This is a genomic window from Dorea acetigenes, from assembly GCF_025567385.1.
GTDB classification, from domain to species: Bacteria; Bacillota; Clostridia; order Lachnospirales; family Lachnospiraceae; genus Claveliimonas; species Claveliimonas acetigenes.
In genome coordinates this window covers 314,131-335,830 of record NZ_JAOQJU010000002.1, presented here as the reverse complement: position 1 = coordinate 335,830, position 21,700 = coordinate 314,131, and the positions used below count along the sequence as shown (strand labels likewise).

At 42.3% G+C, this 21,700-nt stretch carries 19 protein-coding genes, 1 tRNA gene and 1 other annotated feature; of the genes, 15 read left to right on the top strand and 5 right to left on the bottom strand.

Going from position 1 to position 21,700, the window contains the following annotated elements:
• The first annotated feature begins 31 nt into the window (after positions 1–31).
• Together OCV99_RS04115 and thrS are read left to right on the top strand one after the other, a co-directional pair.
• Positions 32–700, top strand: coding sequence for a peptidoglycan recognition protein family protein (locus OCV99_RS04115; RefSeq protein WP_331490642.1), 669 nt, complete (start codon positions 32–34; stop codon positions 698–700).
• 103 nt (positions 701–803) lie between these two features.
• Positions 804–1,026 (top strand) — a binding site (T-box leader).
• A gap of 120 nt (positions 1,027–1,146) precedes the next feature.
• Positions 1,147–2,898 (top strand): threonine--tRNA ligase, encoded by a 1,752-nt coding sequence (thrS, locus tag OCV99_RS04110; protein ID WP_158368444.1) that lies wholly within the window; start codon positions 1,147–1,149, stop codon positions 2,896–2,898.
• A gap of 77 nt (positions 2,899–2,975) precedes the next feature.
• Here the strand turns inward: thrS and OCV99_RS04105 are convergent, their stop codons facing one another.
• A complete protein-coding gene (locus tag OCV99_RS04105) occupies positions 2,976–4,610 on the bottom strand; it encodes an ABC-F family ATP-binding cassette domain-containing protein (RefSeq protein ID WP_158368442.1) in 1,635 nt (544 codons plus the stop codon).
• Positions 4,611–4,782: 172 nt separating this feature from the next.
• Between OCV99_RS04105 and OCV99_RS04100 the strand changes: the two genes are divergently transcribed.
• The 6 genes from OCV99_RS04100 to OCV99_RS04075 all read left to right on the top strand — a co-directional run bounded on the left by OCV99_RS04100 (position 4,783) and on the right by OCV99_RS04075 (position 9,639).
• Complete coding sequence (locus OCV99_RS04100; protein ID WP_158368440.1) at positions 4,783–5,640, top strand: patatin-like phospholipase family protein; 858 nt, start codon at positions 4,783–4,785, stop codon at positions 5,638–5,640.
• Between the two features lie 20 nt (positions 5,641–5,660).
• Complete coding sequence (locus tag OCV99_RS04095; RefSeq protein WP_158368437.1) at positions 5,661–6,065, top strand: secondary thiamine-phosphate synthase enzyme YjbQ; 405 nt, start codon at positions 5,661–5,663, stop codon at positions 6,063–6,065.
• A gap of 4 nt (positions 6,066–6,069) precedes the next feature.
• Positions 6,070–7,185, top strand: a complete 1,116-nt coding sequence (locus OCV99_RS04090; protein WP_158368435.1) for a shikimate kinase — start codon at positions 6,070–6,072, stop codon at positions 7,183–7,185.
• Positions 7,185–7,685 (top strand): YqeG family HAD IIIA-type phosphatase, encoded by a 501-nt coding sequence (locus OCV99_RS04085; protein ID WP_158368433.1) that lies wholly within the window; start codon positions 7,185–7,187, stop codon positions 7,683–7,685. The genes OCV99_RS04090 and OCV99_RS04085 overlap by 1 nt, the downstream gene beginning before the upstream one ends.
• 91 nt (positions 7,686–7,776) lie before the next feature.
• The gene (gene efp / locus OCV99_RS04080) at positions 7,777–8,334 is read left to right on the top strand and encodes an elongation factor P (protein WP_158368431.1); all 558 of its coding nucleotides are present in this window, start codon (positions 7,777–7,779) and stop codon (positions 8,332–8,334) included.
• A 420-nt stretch (positions 8,335–8,754) separates the two neighbouring features.
• A complete protein-coding gene (locus tag OCV99_RS04075) occupies positions 8,755–9,639 on the top strand; it encodes a DUF5688 family protein (RefSeq protein WP_158368429.1) in 885 nt (294 codons plus the stop codon).
• 68 nt (positions 9,640–9,707) lie between these two features.
• Here the strand turns inward: OCV99_RS04075 and OCV99_RS04070 are convergent.
• Positions 9,708–9,779 (bottom strand) — tRNA-Arg (locus OCV99_RS04070).
• 119 nt (positions 9,780–9,898) lie between these two features.
• Between OCV99_RS04070 and OCV99_RS04065 the strand changes: the two genes are divergently transcribed.
• From OCV99_RS04065 to OCV99_RS04045, 5 genes are all read left to right on the top strand, one after another.
• Complete coding sequence (locus OCV99_RS04065) at positions 9,899–10,474, top strand: hypothetical protein (RefSeq protein ID WP_158368427.1); 576 nt, start codon at positions 9,899–9,901, stop codon at positions 10,472–10,474.
• 15 nt (positions 10,475–10,489) lie between these two features.
• Complete coding sequence (locus OCV99_RS04060) at positions 10,490–11,197, top strand: AzlC family ABC transporter permease (RefSeq protein ID WP_158368425.1); 708 nt, start codon at positions 10,490–10,492, stop codon at positions 11,195–11,197.
• Complete coding sequence (locus OCV99_RS04055) at positions 11,188–11,520, top strand: branched-chain amino acid transporter permease (RefSeq protein ID WP_158368423.1); 333 nt, start codon at positions 11,188–11,190, stop codon at positions 11,518–11,520. The genes OCV99_RS04060 and OCV99_RS04055 overlap by 10 nt, the downstream gene beginning before the upstream one ends.
• A 90-nt stretch (positions 11,521–11,610) precedes the next feature.
• Positions 11,611–11,949 (top strand): helix-turn-helix domain-containing protein, encoded by a 339-nt coding sequence (locus tag OCV99_RS04050; RefSeq protein WP_227193135.1) that lies wholly within the window; start codon positions 11,611–11,613, stop codon positions 11,947–11,949.
• Positions 11,950–12,075: 126 nt separating this feature from the next.
• Positions 12,076–16,443 carry an S-layer homology domain-containing protein gene (locus OCV99_RS04045; RefSeq protein WP_262574795.1) on the top strand — a complete coding sequence of 1,456 codons (4,368 nt, stop codon included), beginning with the start codon at positions 12,076–12,078 and terminating at the stop codon, positions 16,441–16,443.
• A 294-nt stretch (positions 16,444–16,737) separates the two neighbouring features.
• Here the strand turns inward: OCV99_RS04045 and OCV99_RS04040 are convergent, their stop codons facing one another.
• From OCV99_RS04040 to OCV99_RS04030, 3 genes are read right to left on the bottom strand one after another with little or no spacing between them, the layout of a single operon-like run.
• Entirely contained in the window at positions 16,738–17,550 is an 813-nt protein-coding gene (locus OCV99_RS04040) for a hypothetical protein (RefSeq protein ID WP_158368421.1), read from the bottom strand.
• A complete protein-coding gene (locus OCV99_RS04035) occupies positions 17,544–18,245 on the bottom strand; it encodes an ABC transporter ATP-binding protein (RefSeq protein ID WP_158368419.1) in 702 nt (233 codons plus the stop codon). The genes OCV99_RS04040 and OCV99_RS04035 overlap by 7 nt, the downstream gene beginning before the upstream one ends.
• On the bottom strand, positions 18,242–18,619 hold the full coding sequence (locus OCV99_RS04030) for a GntR family transcriptional regulator (protein ID WP_158368417.1): 378 nt from the start codon (positions 18,617–18,619) through the stop codon (positions 18,242–18,244). The genes OCV99_RS04035 and OCV99_RS04030 overlap by 4 nt, the downstream gene beginning before the upstream one ends.
• Positions 18,620–18,768: 149 nt before the next feature.
• Between OCV99_RS04030 and argS the strand changes: the two genes are divergently transcribed.
• The gene (gene argS / locus OCV99_RS04025) at positions 18,769–20,535 is read left to right on the top strand and encodes an arginine--tRNA ligase (protein ID WP_158368415.1); all 1,767 of its coding nucleotides are present in this window, start codon (positions 18,769–18,771) and stop codon (positions 20,533–20,535) included.
• 6 nt (positions 20,536–20,541) lie between these two features.
• Complete coding sequence (locus tag OCV99_RS04020) at positions 20,542–21,699, top strand: alanyl-tRNA editing protein (RefSeq protein WP_158368413.1); 1,158 nt, start codon at positions 20,542–20,544, stop codon at positions 21,697–21,699.
• The last annotated feature ends 1 nt before the right edge of the window (position 21,700 follow it).

Genomic DNA, 21,700 nt, shown 5'->3' with positions numbered 1-21,700 from the left:
GATGGGAAAGAAACGAAGGAAGAAAAGAAAATTGACGGCCAGACAGCGCCAGCAGGGAATGAGAAAGATCCAAAAAGCAGGTGTTTTTGTACTTGCTTCAGTATTTGCTATTCTTGTAGGTGTGAAGTTTGTAGTGCCGCTTTTCGCAAGCGATGAATATAAGGAGAATAACGGAGAGGCGATCAATGCGTTTCAGCCGGATATTGATGTGGAGCTGTTGACTGTGAATCCTTATTCCAGACCTGGCACTGAGACGAATAAGATTACCGGGATTGTTGTCCATTATACGGCAAATCCGGGGTCGACGGCTATGGACAACCGAAATTATTTTGAAGGGCTGAAGGACAGCCATGAGACGAAGGCAAGCAGTAATTTTGTAGTAGGGCTTGAAGGAGAGATTGTTCAATGTGTGCCGACCTGGGAGGTGGCCTATGCGTCCAATTCCAGAAATATAGATACGGTGTCTATCGAGTGCTGCCATCCTGATGAGACGGGAAGGTTCAATGATGCTACCTATCAGTCTATGGTAAAATTGTGTGCATGGCTTTGTATGAAGTTTGACCTGACGTCGGAAGATGTTATCCGTCATTACGATGTAACGGGGAAAAACTGCCCCAAATATTTTGTTGAAAATGAAGATGCTTTTGCCGCTTTTCGGGATGATATAACACAGGCAATAGAAAACACACCGTCAGAATAGGTGCTTTTCAGTTTATATCAGAATAGGTGCTTTTCAGTTTTTTGTTGACATTTTGGGACAGATTGTTATAATAAGAAATAGCTGATTAACAGTATAGAACATGAGAAAAGCCAAGACGGAAAAGAGTAGCTTGTGGGAGTTATCCAGAGAGAAGGGCGGAAGCTGGAAGCCTTTTATAACAGAACACAGGGGAAAACCATTCCTGAGCTGTGATGCTGAACAGATTTCAGTAAGCATTGCCGTAATTCCAGCGTTAAGGGATAGGATTTATGAGAATCCGAAGTGAAAAGTTAAGGTGGAACCGTGCAGATAATTGCACCCTTAGACAGGCGTGAGGCGTCTGTTTAAGGGTGTTTTTTATGGTATAGGAAGTTCTTACGTTCCTGTATCATAAAATGCTCCCCTTGCTTTGGAAAAATGGGTATAAGTTGAAAGGAGAAAGTAACATGAAAGTAAGCATGAAAGATGGTTCTGTACAGGACCTGACATTTGCAGATGAACTGGGACAGGAGGCGTTTCATCACACAACCTCTCATATCCTGGCACAGGCAGTAAAACGTCTGTATCCGGATACAAAATGTGCGATTGGGCCGGCAATTAAGGATGGATATTACTATGATTTTGAATTTAGTTTTCCATTTACCACAGAGCATTTGGAAGCAGTAGAAAAGGAAATGCGTAAAATTGTGAAGGAAGCGCTGCCGCTGGAGCGTTTTACTATGAACCGGCAGGAAGCAATCGATCTTATGAAAGAAAAGAATGAGCCATATAAGGTAGAGCTGATTGAGGATTTACCGGAGGATGCTGAGCTTAGTTTTTATAAGCAGGGAGAATATCTGGATCTCTGTGCAGGACCCCACGTATCAAATACAAGTGTTATAAAAGCGTTCAAACTTCAAAGTGTGGCAGGAGCTTACTGGAGAGGGGACGAGCACAGGCAGATGCTGACAAGAATTTATGGTACTTCTTTCCCGAAAGCGGCAGAATTGGAAGCATATCTGAAGCGCATGGAAGAGGCAAGACTCCGTGACCACAGAAAATTAGGAAAAGAACTTGGATTATTTGCCATCATGGACGAAGGGCCGGGATTCCCGTTCTTCCTCCCGAAAGGAATGGTTCTTAAAAATCTGCTGATTGATTATTGGAGAAAGCTGCATCAGAGAGAGGGATATGTTGAGATTTCTACGCCGATTATCCTGAGCAGACATCTGTGGGAGAACTCCGGACACTGGGATCATTATAAAGATAATATGTACACGACGGTCATTGATGACGAGGATTATGCGGTAAAACCAATGAACTGTCCGGGCGGTATGTTAGTGTATAAGGTAGAACCTCGCTCTTACAAGGATCTTCCGATGCGTGTGGGAGAGCTGGGACTGGTACACCGCCATGAGAAATCAGGACAGCTTCATGGTTTGATGCGTGTGCGCTGTTTTACACAGGATGATGCGCATATTTTTATGACGGAGGATCAGATCCGTGACGAAATCAAAGGTGTTGCAAGATTGATTGATGAAGTATATTCTAAGTTCGGATTCAAATATCATGTAGAGCTTTCTACAAGACCAGAAGACAGTATGGGAAGCGATGAAGACTGGGAGATGGCAACAGAAGGCTTGAGAGGCGCGTTGGATGAACTGGGCCTTGCTTATGTTGTAAATGAAGGCGACGGTGCATTTTATGGGCCGAAAATTGATTTCCATTTGGAGGATTCTATTGGAAGGACGTGGCAGTGCGGTACGATTCAGCTTGATTTCCAGATGCCTCAGAGATTTGACCTGGAGTATACGGGAGCAGACGGTGAGAAACATCGGCCGATTATGATTCATCGTGTAGCATTTGGCTCCATTGAGCGGTTCATCGGAATTCTGATTGAGCATTATGCAGGCAAATTCCCGACATGGCTGGCACCGGTTCAGGTAAAGGTGATGGCGGTATCTGAGAAATTTGCGGATTATGCACAGAAAATACAGGATGAGCTTATAGAGGCAGGCGTAAGAAGCGAAATTGATTTAAGAAATGAAAAATTGGGTTATAAGATTCGTGAAGCGCAGATGGAAAAGGTACCTTACATGGTAATCGTGGGAGAGAAGGAAGTAGAAGAAGGTACGATTTCTGTGAGAAAACGTGACGAGGGCGATATTGGAGGCATGAAGGCCGAAGAGCTGATCACGAGGATTAAAGCAGAAGTATAGAATGGTAAAAGGTATTTGAGTTAAGAAAATATAAGCACGGATGACAGAGTAAAATCTGTTTTCCGTGCTTATATTTATTAGTCTTCCTCTTCTTTTTGTACGCTGTAGGTCTGACGCTTCCTTGCCATCTCATCGCTCTCCAGATATTCGTCGTAGGTGGTGATTTTATCAATTAGTTTGCCGCCCGGTACAATCTCCATAATACGGTTTGCCGTAGTCTGGACAATCTGGTGGTCTCGGGATGAGAATAAAATTACGCCCCGGAATTTGATAAGCCCATTATTTAGTGCAGTAATGGATTCCATGTCCAGGTGATTGGTCGGCTCATCCAGGAGAAGGACATTTGCGCCGGAAATCATCATCTTGGATAAAAGGCAGCGGACCTTCTCGCCTCCGGAAAGTACACGGACCTTCTTCACGCCGTCGTCTCCGGAGAAGAGCATACGGCCGAGAAAACCGCGGACGTAGGTGGTATCTTTGATTTCAGAATACTGAGTCAGCCATTCTACAATCGTGTAGTCATTGTCAAATTCATCACCACTGTCCAATGGGAAATATGCCTGAGAAGTAGTAACACCCCACTTGTAAGTTCCTTCGTCCGGTTCCATCTCACCTGTCAGAATCTGGAAGAGAGTTGTCTTGGCAAGCTCGTTGCTTCCGACGAAGGCAACTTTGTCGTCGTGGTTCAGGGTAAAGCTGATATTATCCAGAACCTTCTCGCCATCAATGGTTTTGCTTAACCCTTCTACCGACAAGACTTCGTTACCGATTTCACGCTCCGGGCGGAAGTCGATGTAAGGATATTTACGGCTGGAAGGCTGAATCTCATCCAACTGGATTTTCTCAAGGGCGCGCTTACGGCTGGTAGCCTGCTTGGATTTGGAAGCATTGGCGCTGAATCTCGAAATAAAGTCCTGGAGCTCTTTAATCTTTTCTTCTTTCTTTTTATTGGCCTCTTTCATCTGACGGATTAAGAGTTGGCTGGACTCGTACCAGAAATCATAATTCCCGGCGTAAAGTTTAATCTTGCCATAGTCAATGTCTGCAATCTGTGTGCAGACTTTATTTAAGAAATAACGGTCGTGGGATACTACGATTACCGTGTTGTCAAAATTAATCAGGAATTCTTCCAGCCATGCAATTGCATCCAGATCTAAGTGGTTGGTAGGTTCGTCGAGAAGAAGAATATCCGGATTGCCGAAAAGAGCCTGGGCTAAAAGGACCTTTACCTTCTTAGAACCGTTCAGGTCTTTCATGATTTTGTAGTGCATTTCTGTGTCAATTCCAAGACCGTTTAAAAGGGTTGCGGCGTCAGATTCTGCTTCCCAGCCATTCAGGGAAGCAAATTCTGCTTCCAGTTCACTTGCTTTGATCCCGTCCTCGTCTGTGAAATCCTCTTTTGCATAGATGACTTCCTTTTCCTTCATGATTTCATAGAGTCTTGCATTTCCCATAATTACAGTGTCAAGTACCATGTATTCATCGTATTTAAAATGATCTTGCTGTAAGAAAGAGAGCCGTTCTCCGGGGCTAATGATGACATCGCCGCTGGTTGGTTCCAGCTGGCCGGATAGAATTTTTAGAAAGGTAGATTTCCCGGCGCCGTTTGCTCCAATCAGACCATAGCAGTTTCCTTCCGTGAATTTAATATTTACATCTTCAAATAATGCTTTTTTGCCGACACGCAAAGTTACGTTGCTTGTACTAATCATAGTTATCTATCTCCTTATCAGCGTCAGTGCATACTGACGTTATCATTATTATAACCATCTTGTTGCATACATTGCCTATCTTATCAAAAAAAGCCGGAAATAGCAATAAATTTTACCTTTGCCATCTGAGAAAAACAGTATATAATAGATAGCGGAAAGCGAGGAATGGAAAATGACAAAAGCAACGATGGTATTAGAAGGCGGTGCAACCAGAGGTGTATTTACCTCAGGTGTCCTTGATTATCTGATGGAACAGGATTTCTATACGTCAGATGTAATCGGGGTATCTGCAGGAAGCTGCAATGCGGTGGATTATGTATCCAGACAGCCGGGGCGGACAAGAGACTGTATGATCCACAAAGAGAAAGAGTATAGTTATTACTATGGATTTACCAAATTTGTGAGAAAAAAGAGTTTGCTTGACATGGATATGATATTTGATAAGTATCCGAATGAGATATTCCCCTTTGACTATGATACGTATTTTGCGTCTGAAATGGAATGCGAGATTGTGACAACCAATTGTGAGACGGGAAAAGCTGAATATATGAAGGAACGGAAAGATAAAGAGCGTTTAATGAAAATGTGCCGGGCATCCAGCAGCATGCCGCTGATTTCGCCAATGGTGAATATGAATGGTGTACCTTATCTGGATGGAGGACTGGCGGATTCTATTCCCATACGCCGGGCAGTAGAATTAGGAAATAAAAAAATCATCCTGGTACTTACCAGAAATCCCGGATACCGTAAGAAATTACCTTCAAAAGGAAGCGTAAAGGTCTATAAAAAGGCGTATGCAAAGTACCCGAATCTGGTGAAAAGCGTGGTGAACAGAAATCCGTCTTATAACAGAACCATGGAATGGATTGAGAAGCTGGAAGCGGAGAAAAAGATATTTGTTATCCGGCCGCTTATCCCAACTGTGTCCAGGCTGGAGAAGGATTATGACACATTGATGAATTTCTATGAGCATGGTTATCATCTGATGGAAAAGCAATTTGACGAACTGAGAAGATTTATGGAGCAGTAAAGAATAAAGGAGGTTTCCCTATGTATTTATATGAACATCAGATTTCAACAAAAGGGGCGCAGCAGATGTCCAAGGTAACAAATATCGTGAGAGAAGATATTGAAAAAAGCGGAGTAAAGGATGGGATTGCTGTGGTGTACTCTCCCCATACGACGGCAGGATTCACGATTAATGAAAATGCTGACCCGGATGTGGTACATGATATGCTGAAAGGGTATGAGAAAGCCTTCCCCACGACGGCAGATTTCTACCGCCATGCGGAAGGAAATTCTCATGCACATATGAAGACCACCCTGGTGGGACCATCCCAGACTCTGATTATCAGTGGGGGAAGGATTGTGTTCGGAATCTGGCAGGATCTGTATTTCTGCGATTTTGACGGCCCGAGAAACCGCAGGTTCTATGTAAAGATTCTGGAAGGCTAAGGGTATGGATGGAAGAACATTGCTGGATTTTCTGGCGCTTGCGGAGAAGATGAAGTGTCATACCAGACATTCCTGGACTTCCAGCGGACGAAAAGAGAGTGTGGCAGAGCATACCTACAGGATGATGGTATTTGCATGGCTTGTGAAAGATGAATTTCCGGAATATGACATGGATAGAGTTATGAAGCTGTGTTTGTTTCATGATTTGGGTGAGGCGGTCACCGGTGATATCCCAGCCTTTGAGAAGACGGCCTCCGACGAGGACAGAGAAGAGAGAACTCTGGTTATGATAGCGGAGAAGCTGCCGGAACCGTACCGGGAAGAGCTGAAGGAAATATTCAGAGAAGTCGTGGAAAAAAGGACGAAGGAATCGAAGCTTACACAGGCGCTTGATAAGCTGGAGGCAGTTATCCAGCACAACGAAGCTCCGATAGAAACCTGGCTTCCGTTGGAATATGACCTGCAGTTTACTTATGGCAGTGAACAGGTGAAGGGCATTCCTTATATGCAGATGCTAAAAGAGATGGTGAACCGGGATACCAGAGATAAGATAGCGGGAGAGAAGGCGAGGATAGAAGCAGAGATGAGAGATAAGAAGTTTGGGTATAATATTGTACTGATAGGGTTTATGGGAACGGGAAAATCGACGGTTTCTGAATATCTCAGTACGATGTATAATATGGAGACCGTAGAGATGGATCAAGTGATTGCAGAGCGGGAAGGAATGAGCATTTCGGAAATCTTTTCTGCTCATGGGGAGGAATATTTCCGCAATCTGGAGACAAGCCTTTTGGCAGAACTTCAGTCGAGAAAGGATCTGATTATTTCCTGCGGAGGCGGCGCTGCCCTGCGGGAGTGCAATGTGGCTGAGATGAAGAAAAATGGAAAGGTTGTACTTCTTACGGCAAGACCTGAGACGGTATATGATAGAGTGAAGGAAAGCAGTGACAGGCCTAACTTACATGGACGGAAAACAGTGGAGGGAATTGCGCAGCTGATGGAGCAGCGGCGCGCAAAATATGAGGCTGCCGCAGATGTGGTGGTACAGACAGATGGGAAAACGGTACCACAGATTTGTAAAGAACTGGTAAATAAAATAAAAGAAATGGAAGAAGAATAATGTTTGATATGTTTTTTCCTGACCGCTATGTGGCATCCACATATGTCATAGACTTTGAAAAACTGTACGAAGAAGGAGTCCGGGGGATTATTTTTGATATAGACAATACGCTGGTGCCTCATGGGGCTCCGGCAGATCAACGTGCAATCGAGCTTTTTGAAAGGCTGAAAAAAATCGGCTTTCATTGCTGCCTGATTTCTAATAATCAGGAGCCGCGTGTAAAGATGTTTAATGAGAAAATACAGGTGGATTATGTCTATGATGCTCATAAACCTTCTACTAAGAATTACTGTAGGGCAATGGAGATTATGGGGACGGATGTAAGGAATACTGTCTTTGTGGGAGACCAGCTTTTTACAGACGTTTGGGGCGCAAAAAGGGCCGGTATTCCCAATATCCTGGTGAAGCCGATTCATCCGAAAGAAGAGATTCAGATTGTACTGAAGCGCTATTTAGAGAAAATAGTCCTGTTTTTTTATAAGAGAAGCCTGAAACAATAAAAAAAGGTTGAAAAAAGGCGTATTTTATTATAGAATGGAACAAGTGAATAGAAGGAATATTGCCGGAGGGCAAGTTTAAGGAGGGTAATATATGTTATCAGCAGGTGAATTTAGAAAGGGCGTTACAGTAGAGATTGACGGAAAGGTATGTGTAATCGTAGATTTCCAACATGTAAAGCCTGGTAAGGGAGCAGCGTTTGTCCGCACAAAGTATAAGAACATTATCACGGGCGCTGTACTTGAGACTGCATTTAAGCCGGAGGACAAGTTTAAAAAGGCTCATATTGACCGTAAGAAAATGCAGTATCTTTATAATGACGGAGATTTCTATTATTACATGGACCAGGAGACTTACGAGCAGATTTCCATTGGTGCTGATGTTGCAGAAGAGTGGATGAAGTTTGTGAAAGACAATGAGATTGTAACGGTAAGTTCTTATCAGGGGAATCCGTTCCTGGTAGAGCCGCCTACATCCGTAGAGCTTAAGGTAACAGAGACGGAGCCGGGTGTAAAGGGCAATACTGCTACAGGAGCAACCAAGCCCGCCACAGTTGAGACAGGAGCTTTAGTTATGGTTCCTCTTTTTATTGAGCAGGATGAGATGATTAAGATTGATACCCGTACAGGAGAATATCTGTCACGTGCATAAGGAGAGTAAGAGAGCATTCCGGGAGGAGTGCTCTTTTTGTTACAATTCACAGCACCCCACCAACATGCGCACTCGTCGCATCTTCGATGCTCCAGTCCCGCTCCTGAAGGAGCTAAGACTGCTTATGTGGGTGGGGTGACTGCCCCACAGTCCTGATTTGGAATCCAATATATCTTCTTGCGTGCAAGCACGACGAATCCATATTGGATTTCAAATCGACTGTGAATAGTAACGCTCTTTTTGACATTTTAAAGCTTTTTATGAAAAACACTTGCTTTTTATGGTAACCATGATTATAATAAAAGTTACCATAATATTTATCTATCCGGCATTAGCCGGTCTGCATCATAAGATGTCACGGTATTTTTATCATGCCATATCCATTTGTAAGATGTTGCAATTTTGATAGGAAGGAGAATTATGTCATATGAACAGTTTCTTGAGCGGATGAAGCAGGAGCTCGGTGAGTGTGCGGGAGAGAACCGTAGAGTTTTTCTGCAGTCTGCGTTAAAAAATAACGGGAGAATTCGAAAAGGGATTACATTCCAGGAGGCAGGAATCAATATATCGCCGACCATATATATGGAAGAATATTATGAACGATTTCAAAGGACGGGAGATATAAAACAGATTGTACAGTCGGTAATGGAATTGTATCAACAGGTAAAATTCAAGCATTCCTGGGAGGGGGATTTCGTACGTAAATATACCTGTGTGAAGGATAAAATTATCTATCAGCTGGTGAACCGGGATGAAAATATGCAGATGCTTCGGGATGTGCCATATGTTCCGTATTTGGATCTGGCAATTATCTTTTATGTGCTGGTAGAATTGAACAGGGGAGAAGAACGGCTGGCAACAATGCTGATTCGGAAAGAACATCTTGCGTGGTGGGAAATTGAGGAGGAAGAATTGTACAAAATCGCTCAGGAAAATACAGAAAAACTGCTTCCTTATGAATTTTCGGCAATGTCAGCAGCAGTAGGGGAGATGCTGGGAGAGGAAATGCCTGAGAATATAGAGGAAGAACTCTATGTCCTGACGAATTCTATCCGTAATTTTGGAGCGACGGCAATCCTTTATGAACATCGCCTGGAAGGAATCGGAGATTATTTTAAAGAAAATTATTTTGTGCTTCCCAGCAGTGTGCATGAGGTAATTATGATTCCGGAAAGTAAGGCTGCCAGGCAAAATGATCTGTCTGCCATTGTAAAAGAAGTGAATGAGACACAGGTGCAGAAAGAAGAGGTTCTTTCTGATCATGTGTATTATTATGACCGAAAGAAAAAAGAGCTGTTATTATAACATAGGAAAGTGAGAACTTTCCTATGTTATAAAAAAAGATTGCGCATAAGCGCAATCTTTTTTTAAAGCGTCTCTAACCAGAGTCGAACTGGCGCACCTGCCTCCGGAGGGCAGTGCTCTATCCACTGAGCTATAGAGACAATAATTATATTAACATATTTGTTCTTAAAAAACAATACCCAAAATGATTGACAATTAAAAATGAAGCGAGTATTATTTTAATGCATAACCGTATATCAATGCATAGTGGAGGTAGTCTATGAAGGCAAGATGGATTATGACCTGTGTGGTATTGCTTTGTGCAGCTGCAGCAGTGGGATTCATTCTTACCGAAGATAACGCACAGATGGCAGCGTCCGGTGAAGTAGTTGTATTGGAGGAAAACGAGGGATACCTGGATATGGAATCGAATCCACTCTTATCTGATACATACCCGGAGCTGGAAGATGCTGTGAGAAAGTACTATTCTGAACGGAAGGAAGATACAGGATTTGTAGAGGACTATCATAATGTACAGATTTATACGAAAAAGGGAAGGTATAAAGATTCTTATGTAGTATTTGTGCGCTACGATATGAAGATCAAGGATATTTATACGGAAGTACCGGGACTGGGGACGCTCTATGTGGAGAAAAATGCAGACAGTGGAGAATATCAGATAGATTCGGCTCCTGAACAGGAGGGAATCCAGGAACTGGTGAATACACTGGCATCCCATGGAGATGTACAGTCTTTGATGGCACAGATACAGACAGATTATGAGAATGCAGTTGCGTCGGATGCGCTGCTTGCGGAAGCATTGCAGGATTTAAAGAACGCTTACGAGAACAGATAAAGGAAGGAAGAAATCATGTCCGGATACAAAAAGGCATTTCGCCGGGCATTTCCCTATACTATACCGGTTCTTACTGGTTATTTGTTTATAGGGATTGCGTTTGGTGTTATGTTTGCAGAGAAAGGATATTCCTTTTTATGGGCAATACTTATGAGCCTGCTGGTTTATGCAGGCTCAGGACAATACTTGGCAGTGAATTTTTTCGTGCCGGGTATTTCTTTTATTCAAGTGGTATTTATGACCTTGATGGTGAATATCAGACATGTCTTTTATGGAATATCACTACTTGAGAAATTTAATAAAATGGGAAAGAAGAGATGGTATATGATATTCGGGCTTACCGATGAGACCTATTCCCTTCTTTGTACAACGAAAGTCCCGGATGACGTGGAAGAAGATAAGTTTTTATTTGCGATTTCACTTATGAATCAATCCTATTGGGTGATTGGCTCTGCAATCGGGGGACTGGCGGGAGCGTTGCTTCCCTTCAATTCAGAAGGAATAGATTTTGCGATGACCGCTTTGTTTGTGGTGATATTTGTAGAACAGTGGATGGAGGCAGAGAACCGGATTCCAGAGATTATTGGCATTGTGGCGGCATTTATCTGCCTTCAGATATTTGGAAAGGACAGCTTCGTGCTGCCTTCCATGATTTTAATTATCCTTGTTCTGTTTGTGGGAAGGACAAGGCTGGAAGGGCAGGTGGAAGAATCATGCCGGTAGGAGTCGGGACTTCACTTCTTATTATTTTACTGGTGGCAATTACTACGTTTGCGACGCGCGTGGTTCCGTTTCTTTTATTTCCGAAAGGAAAGGAGATTCCTCCGGTCATTCAATACCTGGGGAAGGTGCTGACGCCCGCTGTTATTGGGATGCTGGTGGTGTACTGCCTGAAGGCGACGCCTGTTATGGAAGCTCCCCATGGGATACCGGAGCTGATTGCCGTGGCTGTGACGGCGGGACTTCACGTGTGGAAGCGGAATAATCTACTTAGTATCGGGACGGGTACTGTGCTGTATATGGTGTTGATACAGGCGGTGTTTTGATATAATTCTCAAAGAATTACAAAGAGTCTTATAGATTGTGTATTGAAAAACGATAAGGAATTATACTAATTCTTAAAGAATGAATTGTAAATGGAGTTAGCTATGAATTTCAAATCTATGGGACAAAAAATTAAAAGAGCTAGAGAAAGAAAAGGATATACACAGGAAGAGTTAGCAGAAAGAGTTAATCTCAGTGTTCAGCATATTAGTGTAATAGAGCGTGGAATAAAAGCACCGAGGCTTGAGACATTTCTGAATATTGCGAATGAATTGGATGTTGATGCAGATTATTTGTTAGCAGATTTATTAAATGTTTCAGAACAGCTGACATCAAATGAGTTGTATGATATGATGGCGGAAGTATCTAAAAAAGAAAAAAGGAGAATATTGGAAGTAGTCAAAGTTTTGATTGAGATGGCAGATAAATAAAGACTTTTAGATTGATAATCTAAGAGTTTTTTTATGCTTGAAATATAGTTCAAAAAGAATTAAACTAATTCTAATAGAATTATAAGTTAAGTATTAGGAAATGGGAGGGAATGAAGGAGAATGAAAATGAAGAAAAAGGCATTAGCGTTATTAATTTGCATGGTGGTTGTTATCATAGGTGTGGCAGGAATTTATAATATTTCCCATGCGTCAGGTTTGACTTATAATCAATATCTTTCAAATTATTATTCCGAAGATTCTACTTTAAATTTTTATTTAGAAGAGTGTAATACTCCATACCGCACTTATGTAGAAACAGGTGGAACTAATTTTGAATCAACTCTTGCAGCGTGGGAAGTGGGAACGCTGGGGGCAGGTGCAGCAACTACATACACAACAAAACAAGTTGAATTTTATAAGTTGATATTGTTTGATATTTTATATCAGGATGTGTCTAATTCAACATTTTTAAAGGATTATGAAAAAAATATAAAAGCTTTGAATGTTTCTTGTTGGAAAAGCTTGGCAGAGTTGGATTCTACAATATCAAAAAGTGCGAAAGTGGATGAAGAACTTCTCAATAAACTGAATAATTTAAAAGTGTTTACAAAATCTATGAAGTATGTCAGCACCTTTACGAAAGGATTGGGATATGTAAATGATGCTGGTGATTTAATCAATAGGATATGTAAAATTGAAGCGCTTATGAATCTCCCAGATGAATGTGGAGAAGTGCTGACATCTATTATGGGAAATACCGATAATTTGGCTTTGGGTTATGCAATAAATGAAATGATTGAAGCATGCGGTGGTATGTTTACGGAAGAACAGATTGCCGCATGGTTTACAGCTGATACAGTGATAAGTATTGCCGCAGAAGAATGCTTTAAAGGGATATGGGACGGATTGCTGGCTAGTTGTGGTGCGGCAGGATTATCTATTAAAGTCGGACAATCTGTAGGAAAACTGGGCAGTAATATTTTAGTTGGCACAGATAAGATTGCGGAAGAATGGTATTCAATGAAAATGATTTGTGATTTTGAAGATGCACTGAAAAAAACGGTGAAAGGATACCAATCCAGATACAAATCTAACAGTACTGATGAGAATGCTGTGCTTTTTAATGAGTCTGTTCGTATGTTATATAAAACAATGGATATGGGAATGGATTATGCGAAAGATTTTGTGAAAGCAGTACGCAGCGGCGGCGTAGTCAACTGGTTATACAGTTTTTTTAATCAGACAAAGTATGATGAATTAGAGAAAACACTGGGAAATATTCAAGAGAATATGAATTCAGAAATGCTTTTCGTTAGCAATTATATGATGAATTTGTATTTGGATGAATATGGCTCTTCAGTATCGGCAAATACAGATGTTTCACAAGAAAAGCAGGAAATAACACAAGAAGAGCGGGAGACGATTGTCCAGCAATTGAGTGGGGATATGATTAAGACATCTAATCTTGTCATTACGAAAAATACTATATTAACAGGCGATTGGGAAACTTATGGTGATTTGGAAGTTCATGATGGAACATTAGATTTAAATGGATTTACGTTGAATGTAGGAGGAAATGCAAATCAGCCAGGTGGATATGTCAATGTAAATGGAGGGACGCTGAACATAGACGGCGCCTATAACCTATATGAGGAAATAGTGGACAGTGCAACCGGCCAGTCCAAGAAAATCGGTGGCGGGACATTGCAGATGAACAATACTACAGATGTGGTAAATGTAAAAGGGGATTTTGTGACGTATGGATATAATGGATCTTCACCATTAACGGCAGGTACATTAAATCTATATGGAAATTTTGAGCAGATAGGGGATTATGGGTATTTTTCAAGTAGTGGAAGTTTTGAACCGGGAGAAGAACTTTGTATTAATTTCCTGAAAGAAGGAACTCCTAAAATTAGTTTTGTAAGCACAAAGAGCCATCTGAATAACAATACATATTTTGCCAGCAAAAAGGTAGAGCTGTCAGGGAAGATAACCGGCTGGAAACTGACGGATAACCTTACGGTAGAAGGAGAGATGCCAGCGTTCGCAGGTACGTTTGATTTGGATGGACATACAATGAATATTAATGGGGATTTAAATCAGCCAGATGGATATGTCAATGTAAATGGAGGAACGCTGAATATAGATGGTGCCTATAACCTATACGAGGAAACGGTGGACAGTGCAACCGGCCAGCCCAAGAAAATCGGTGGCGGGACATTGCAGATGAACAATACTACAGATGTGGTAAATGTAAAAGGGGATTTTGTGACGTATGGATATAATGGATCTTCACCATTAACGGCAGGTACATTAAATCTATATGGAAATTTTGAGCAGATAGGGGATTATGGGTATTTTTCAAGTAGTGGAAGTTTTGAACCGGGAGAAGAACTTTGTATTAATTTCCTGAAAGAAGGAACTACTAAAGTTAGTTTTGTAAGCACAAAGAGTTATCTGAATAACAATACACATTTTTCCAGCAAAAAGGTAGAGCTGTCAGGGAAGATAACCGGCTGGAAACTGACGGATAACCTTACGGTAGAAGGAGAGATGCCAGCGTTCGCAGGTACGTTTGATTTGGATGGACATACGCTGAATATTAATGGGGATTTGAATCAGCCATCTGGAACAATGAAGTTAAATAAAGGAACTTTAAAGGTCAATGGAAATTATAATCTATGTGGGAGGAAGATAAATTCAGTTACAGATGAGACAGAGATTGTGCGGGGCGGCTCTCTGTTAATGCAGAATGTAAAAGAAATTGTGAATGTTACAGGCGATATGATTGTATATTCTTCTAATGGTTCTGATTCCTTGGTTGGAGGAACCTTGTACTTAAAAGGTAACTTTACGCAATATGGTGATTCATATAGTTTTAGAGCATCACAGTATCACAAAACGGTTTTGACTGGTGATGCTACACCGGAAAACAAGCAAAAAATTACATTTAATCATTCCAATTGTAAATTTCATATTTTACAGTTGAGTAAGCCGAAAGACTGCTATGAATTTCATCCGGAAGTATGTTGGGATGAATTGAATGAAATTTCCGGTAAATCTATTGTGGATGCAAAAGTAGAACTGGAAGAAGAGTCTTGTTTGTACGAAGGGAAAGAGGTTTGTCCAAAAGTAATAGTTACCTTAGGTGGTGAACAGCTTAAGGAGGATATTGATTTTGTAGTTTCTTATGAGGGAAACGATAAGCCCGGCACAGCAAAGATTAAAATTGAAGGAATTAATTGCTATGAAGGAGTAACAGAAAAGGAATTTACTATTATTTGTGAACACAAATGGGGCGAATGGATAGTTACTAAGGAAGCTACAAATACAGAAGAAGGCCAAAAAGAGCATATCTGTCAGACGTGTGGAGAAATTGAGGAAGAAGTGATTCCGATATTAGGAAAGCAGGCACAGGTTATCGAAGGGACGGATCATTATATAAAAACATACGGAGATAGCAATTTTAACTTAGATTGTATTCTTACAAAAGGAAATGGTGTTCTGTCATATACATCGGATAATGAGAAGGTGGTATCAGTAGACGCTAAAGGGACGGCTTCTGTCATTGGAGCAGGAACTGCCAGCATTACAGTGACTGCCGCAGGGACTGATGAGTATGTAAAAACAGAGAAAGTAATTGCTGTTACAGTGAATAAAGCAGAGCAAAAGTTTAATATTACATATAATACGGATATTCTTTCTGTGGGACAGACGCTCTCTATTAAAGCAGAATCATCGACAGGGTTGATTACTTATGAGTCCGCAGACGTGAGGATTGCAAATGTTGATAATCAGGGTGTAATTACTGCGAAAGCAAAGGGTGTTGTACAAATTGCGGTGAAATCTGCTGGAAACAACAATTATCAGGAGGCGGTAAAGCATGTTTCTATTACGGTTAAAGAAAATGAGCCGGTTAATCCGCCAGAAGAGCGTTCTTTTGTCGATGTTCAAGAAGGCGCCTGGTATTACGAGTATGTGCGTTATAATTATATGGCTGGGATAATGACGGGTAAAGACGATGCACATTTTGCACCTGATGAAAATCTAGCCAGAGCACAATTCGCCGTGATTCTACATCGGATGAATGATGAACCCGCTGTGACATATACAGAAGTGTTTCCAGATGTCTCTGATGATGTATGGTATACCAATGCTATCCTTTGGGCAAATAATATCGGAGTGGTAACTGGGTATAGCAATACGGGATGTTTTGGTCCGGCAGATAATATTAATCGTGAACAAATGGCAGTTATGATGTACCGATATGCCAATTACAAGGGTTATGATACAGGAAACAAGGCGGATTTTAATAATTTCTCAGATGCAGACAGAGTGAGTGCGTATGCAGAAGAAGCAATGCGGTGGGCGGTAGGAAATAAAATTATTAGCGGTAAAAATAATGGAACACTTCTCGACCCACAAGGAAATGCGACGAGAGCAGAATGTGCAACAATAATTATGCGGTTTACTGAGAAATTTGAAAAGTAATTTTGATAGGCAGAGTTTGAAGATTAGAATTTCACCGGGAATTGTGGCTTATACAGTCAACAATTCCCGGTGTTAAAAATTGCATATTTCTCAATTGTTACCATTCACAGCACCCCACCAGCACGCGCACTCGTCGCATCTTCGATGCTCCAGTCCCGCTCCTGTCGGAGCTAAGACTGCTTATGCGGGTGGGGTGACTGCTCCACAGACCGGATTTGAAATCCAATATATCTTCTTACGTGCAAGCACGACGAATCCATATTGGATCTCAAATCGGCTGTGAATGGTAACGGTTTAGTTCAGATTCATTTTCTTTTCCATCATCCAGTAGGAGATTCCATATAGTATGATAGAAGTAACTGTTTCGAGAATGATTGTTATCATAAGAGTGTTTTTAAAATAGTCATAAGGCAGGATCGTGTTTTCGGCAGCGGATGTCATTGCAACTGAAAAGCTTCCTGTCACTGTCATAAAGAGTAGTGTAAAAACAGAGATTAAGGCAGTCAGCACAAAATAGGCAACAACGGAACCGAGTACCCGGTGGCTGCCGAATAACTGTCCAAGTACAATGGATGCGTATAACAAAATGGTGTTGCCGATTCCGCCAATTAAAATAAGCAGAAGAAACCAGAAAAATACTGCTGCCAGAGAGATGGATTTAGGGATTCCGAATACCTGCAGAAGTTCGTCTCCGTTTTCTTTCACTGCTGTTATTACATAAGGAGTAGCAAGCAAGAGGAATGTGCACAAATAGATGAATATTGCGTCAATTGTACTCCAGATGCTTCCGGCAATCGTCTTGGACAGCAGGAGCTGGCCTCGGGTGACCGGAAGTGTGTTGGTTAAATATCCTTCGTCAGAAAAAATATTTTTATAGAATCTGACTGCGATAATAATCTGGGTTCCCCAGGATACACCAATAAAAAGTATGAAGTAAAAAATAATGGACAGTGCAAGCAGAATCTGATTCAGTTCGTTTGCATCAGCATTTATGCGGCCGGTTATAAAAAGCCGGCAGGCAGCGGATGCGGCCAATAAAAAAGCATGGATAAGAATCAGAAAGCGGTTTAAGGCCTTTAAGTCATATTTTATCAGTTTCCCTAACATCTGAATACCTCCCTGAATAATGTATCTACAGATTTCCCCTGCTCCATTCTAATCTCATCAACAGCGGCATTGAGGATGATTTGCCCGTTTTTCAGGAAGAGAACTCTGTCTAAGATGTTTTCAATGTCTGCAATAAGCTGGGTGGATAGGAGTATGGTCGCATTCTCGTTATAGTTCGTAAGAATAGTATTTAAAATGTAATCTCTTGCAGCCGGATCGACGCCTCCGATTGGTTCATCGAGAATATACAGGTCCGCGTCACGACTCATGACAAGGATTAACTGCACCTTTTCTTTCGTCCCTTTTGAAAGTGTGCGAAGCCTGTCTTCCGGTTTGATTTTCAGGTCTTCCAGCATGTGATATGCACGTTCTGGGATAAAATTACCGTAAAAATCCGTGAAGTAATGGATCAAATCCTGAATCTTCATAGTGGAATCGAGGTAAGTCCGCTCAGGAAGATAGGATATCAGTTTCTTTGTTTCCACTCCGGGGGTTTTCCCTGCGATCCATATACTTCCTTCTGTGGGAACCAAAAGGTCGTTGATTAGTTTGATAAGCGTTGTTTTGCCGCTTCCGTTGGGACCCAGCAATCCGATGATCTGACCGCGCTCCAGTACAAGATTGAGGTTGGCAAGAGCATAGAAATCGTTGGCGTATTTTTTGGAAAGTCCCCGGCATTCTATGATTGGATTCATGGCTGCATTCCCACTCCGTTGATAGTTTCTTTAATAAGACTCAGTATTTCCGGATCCTGATAGCCAAGCTGCCTCATCTTTTCTATAAATTCTTTGATTTGGCGGGAAGCTTGTTGTTCTTTCATCTTTCTTAACATGGTTTTGTCCTCCGTAATAAAACGTCCGCTTGTGCGGTAAGAATGCACAAGTCCGTTTCTTTCCAGTTCGGATAATGCTTTCTGCATTGTGTTGGGATTTACGGCAGCTTCTACTGCGAGATCCCTGACAGATGGAAGCTTATCACCGGGCTGGTAGACTCCGGCAATAATGTCTCGCTGTATGCGTTCCATTAACTGTAAATAGATGGGACGGTCATTATCTAACTCCCATGGCATCTGCTTCACCTCACTTTGTATTATCTTAATAGTACAATAATACGTTTGCCGGGAAAAGTCAAGTTATTATTGAGAGAGGATAAGAATTATGCTAAACTTATACATTAGATAGCAGTTTCTGCAAATGGCTATAACAAGGAGGATGACGAATGAAACAGATAATTGACCTCATAACAGCAGAGCTTAAGAAAGCTTTTGAAGAGGCAGGATATGATAAATCATATGCAAGAGTAACACTGTCCAATCGTCCGGATCTGTGTGAATACCAGTGTAACGGTGCGATGGCGGGGGCAAAGACGTATAAGAAAGCGCCGCTTATGATTGCGGAAGACGTGGTGGGAAGGCTTGGAGAAAGTAGGTGCATTGCGGAAGTTGAAGCAGTGAAACCGGGATTTATTAATATGAAATTAGATGACGGATTTGTGGCAGAGTATCTGAATCAGATGGCGGAGGATGAAGCGCTGGGGCTTGAGAAGGCAAAAGATCCTCAGATGATTCTTGTGGATTATGGCGGACCCAATGTGGCAAAGCCGCTCCATGTAGGACATTTGCGTTCGGCGATTATTGGCGAGAGCATTAAAAGAATTTGCCGCGCTATGGGACATGAGGTCCTGGGAGATATCCATCTGGGCGACTGGGGATATCAGATGGGACTGATTATTACAGAACTTAAAAAGCGCAAGCCGGAACTTCCGTATTTTGATGAAGCTTATTTGGGGGAGTATCCTGAGGAAGCACCATTTACCATTGGAGAGTTGGAGGAAATCTATCCGGCTGCCAGTGCATTTGCCAAGGAAAATGAGGAATATAGGGAAGAGGCGCTTCACGCCACATATCTGCTCCAGAACGGGCACAGAGGCTATACGGCTATCTGGAATCATATTATGCAGGTGTCTGTTGCAGATTTGAAGAAGAACTACCGCAACCTGAATGTGGACTTTGATCTGTGGAAGGGAGAATCTGATGCTCAGAAATATATCCCGGCTATGATTGACCGTTTGAAAAAAGAAGGGTATGCGTATATGGATCAGGGCGCGCTGGTGATTGACGTGAAGGAAGCGTCTGATACGAAGGAGATACCGCCCTGCATGATACAGAAGTCTGACGGGGCTTCGCTTTATGGAACCACAGATCTTGCTACGCTGGTTCAGAGGGAAGAAGACTATCATCCGGACAAGGTGATTTACATTGTGGATAAAAGGCAGGAACTTCATTTTATACAGGTATTCCGTGCAGCGAAGAAGACGGGGATTGTACCGGAGTCTACGGAGCTTATTTTCCAGGGATTCGGAACCATGAACGGAAAAGACGGCAAGCCTTTCAAAACAAGGGAAGGCGGCGTGATGCGCCTGGAGAATCTGATTGCAGAGATTACGGAAGAGATGTATAAGAAGATTGCAGATAACCGTACCGTAGAGGAAGCAGAGGCGGAAGAGACAGCGAAGATTGTAGGAATATCTGCGATTAAATATGGTGATTTATCGAATCAGGCAAGCAAAGATTATATTTTTGATGTGGACAGGTTCACGTCTTTTGAGGGAAATACGGGCCCGTACATTCTTTATACGATTGTGCGGATTAAGTCCATTCTGAATAAATATAAGGAAGCGGGAGACAGCCTGGACGGGCTGAAAATTGCAGGTGCACATAGTGAGAGCGAAAAGGCGTTGATGCTGGAAGCAGCGAAGTATAACGGGGTTATTAAGAACGCCTTTGAAGAGACTGCTCCTCATAAAATCTGCGCGTATATTTATGATTTGGCAAATGCATTTAATCGATTTTACCATGAGACAAAGATTCTTGCAGAAGAAGAAAAGGCGAAGAAAGAAAGTTATATTGCTCTGCTGGTGATTACGAAGAAAGTATTGGAAGCTTGTATTGATATGCTTGGTTTTGAGGCACCGGAAAGGATGTAATTCTATATGAAAGAGACGGCGAAATTGTATTATGCGGACGGTTATGTCCGTGAATTTGATGCCTGTGTAGTATCTTGCCGGCCGGAAGGAGAGAGATATAGGGTGGTTCTTGACAGGACTGCCTTTTTTCCGGAAGGGGGAGGCCAGTACGGTGATGTCGGGTGCCTGGACGGAGTGCAGGTGACGGATACGAAGGAAAAGGGCGGCATCATTTTTCATGAGACGGACACTGCCCTTGAAGAGGGAAAGTGCGTCCATGGGATTCTTGACTGGGAAGTCAGATTTGACCGGATGCAGCAGCACAGTGGAGAGCATATCGTGTCGGGAATCGTACACCGCAGGTTCGGATATGAGAATGTTGGTTTTCATCTGGGAGATGACTACTGTACGATGGATTTTAATGGTCCGATTACAAAAGAAGAATTAAAGGAAATTGAATGGGAAGCAAACCGGGCTGTTTTTGAAAATCTGGATGTCCTGGTGACTTATCCGTCCAAGGATGAGCTTGCGCAGATGGAATACAGGAGCAAGATAGAGATTGACGGTCAAGTACGTATCGTGACGATACCCGGATATGATGTTTGTGCATGCTGTGCCCCTCATGTAAAAAAGACCGGGGAGATTGGACTGATTAAGCTTGTTAATAGGATGAATTATAAAGGCGGCGAGCGTATCACCATGTTGTGTGGAGGACGGGCGCTGAAAGATTATGACAGAAAGCAGGAAAATGCAAAGCGCATTGGAGCGCTTCTCTGTGAAAAGGAAAATGAGATAGCAGAAGCCGTAGAAAGGCTGAAAGAAGAACAGGGAAGGCTAAAGAGCAAGGCGGCATCTCTCCGGCAGCAGATGCTTGTTTATAAGGCGCAGGAAATTGAGATTCAGGAACCTATCGTGCGTGTATTTGAGGAAGAGCTGACAGGAAACGAACCAAGAGAACTGATGAATCTTCTGCTGGAGCGGGGCGCGAGGGTGTGCGCTGTGTTTGCCGGGACGGATGTGACGGGATACCGCTATGTAATCGGCAGCAGGACGGAGGATGTAAGGCCGGTCAGCAGAATGCTGAATGAGAAATTTCAGGGAAGAGGCGGCGGAAAACCGGAGATGGTGCAGGGAAGCCTTTCCGCAGAAAAAAGCCTCATTGCTGAGGCCTTGGAAAGTCTTTAGA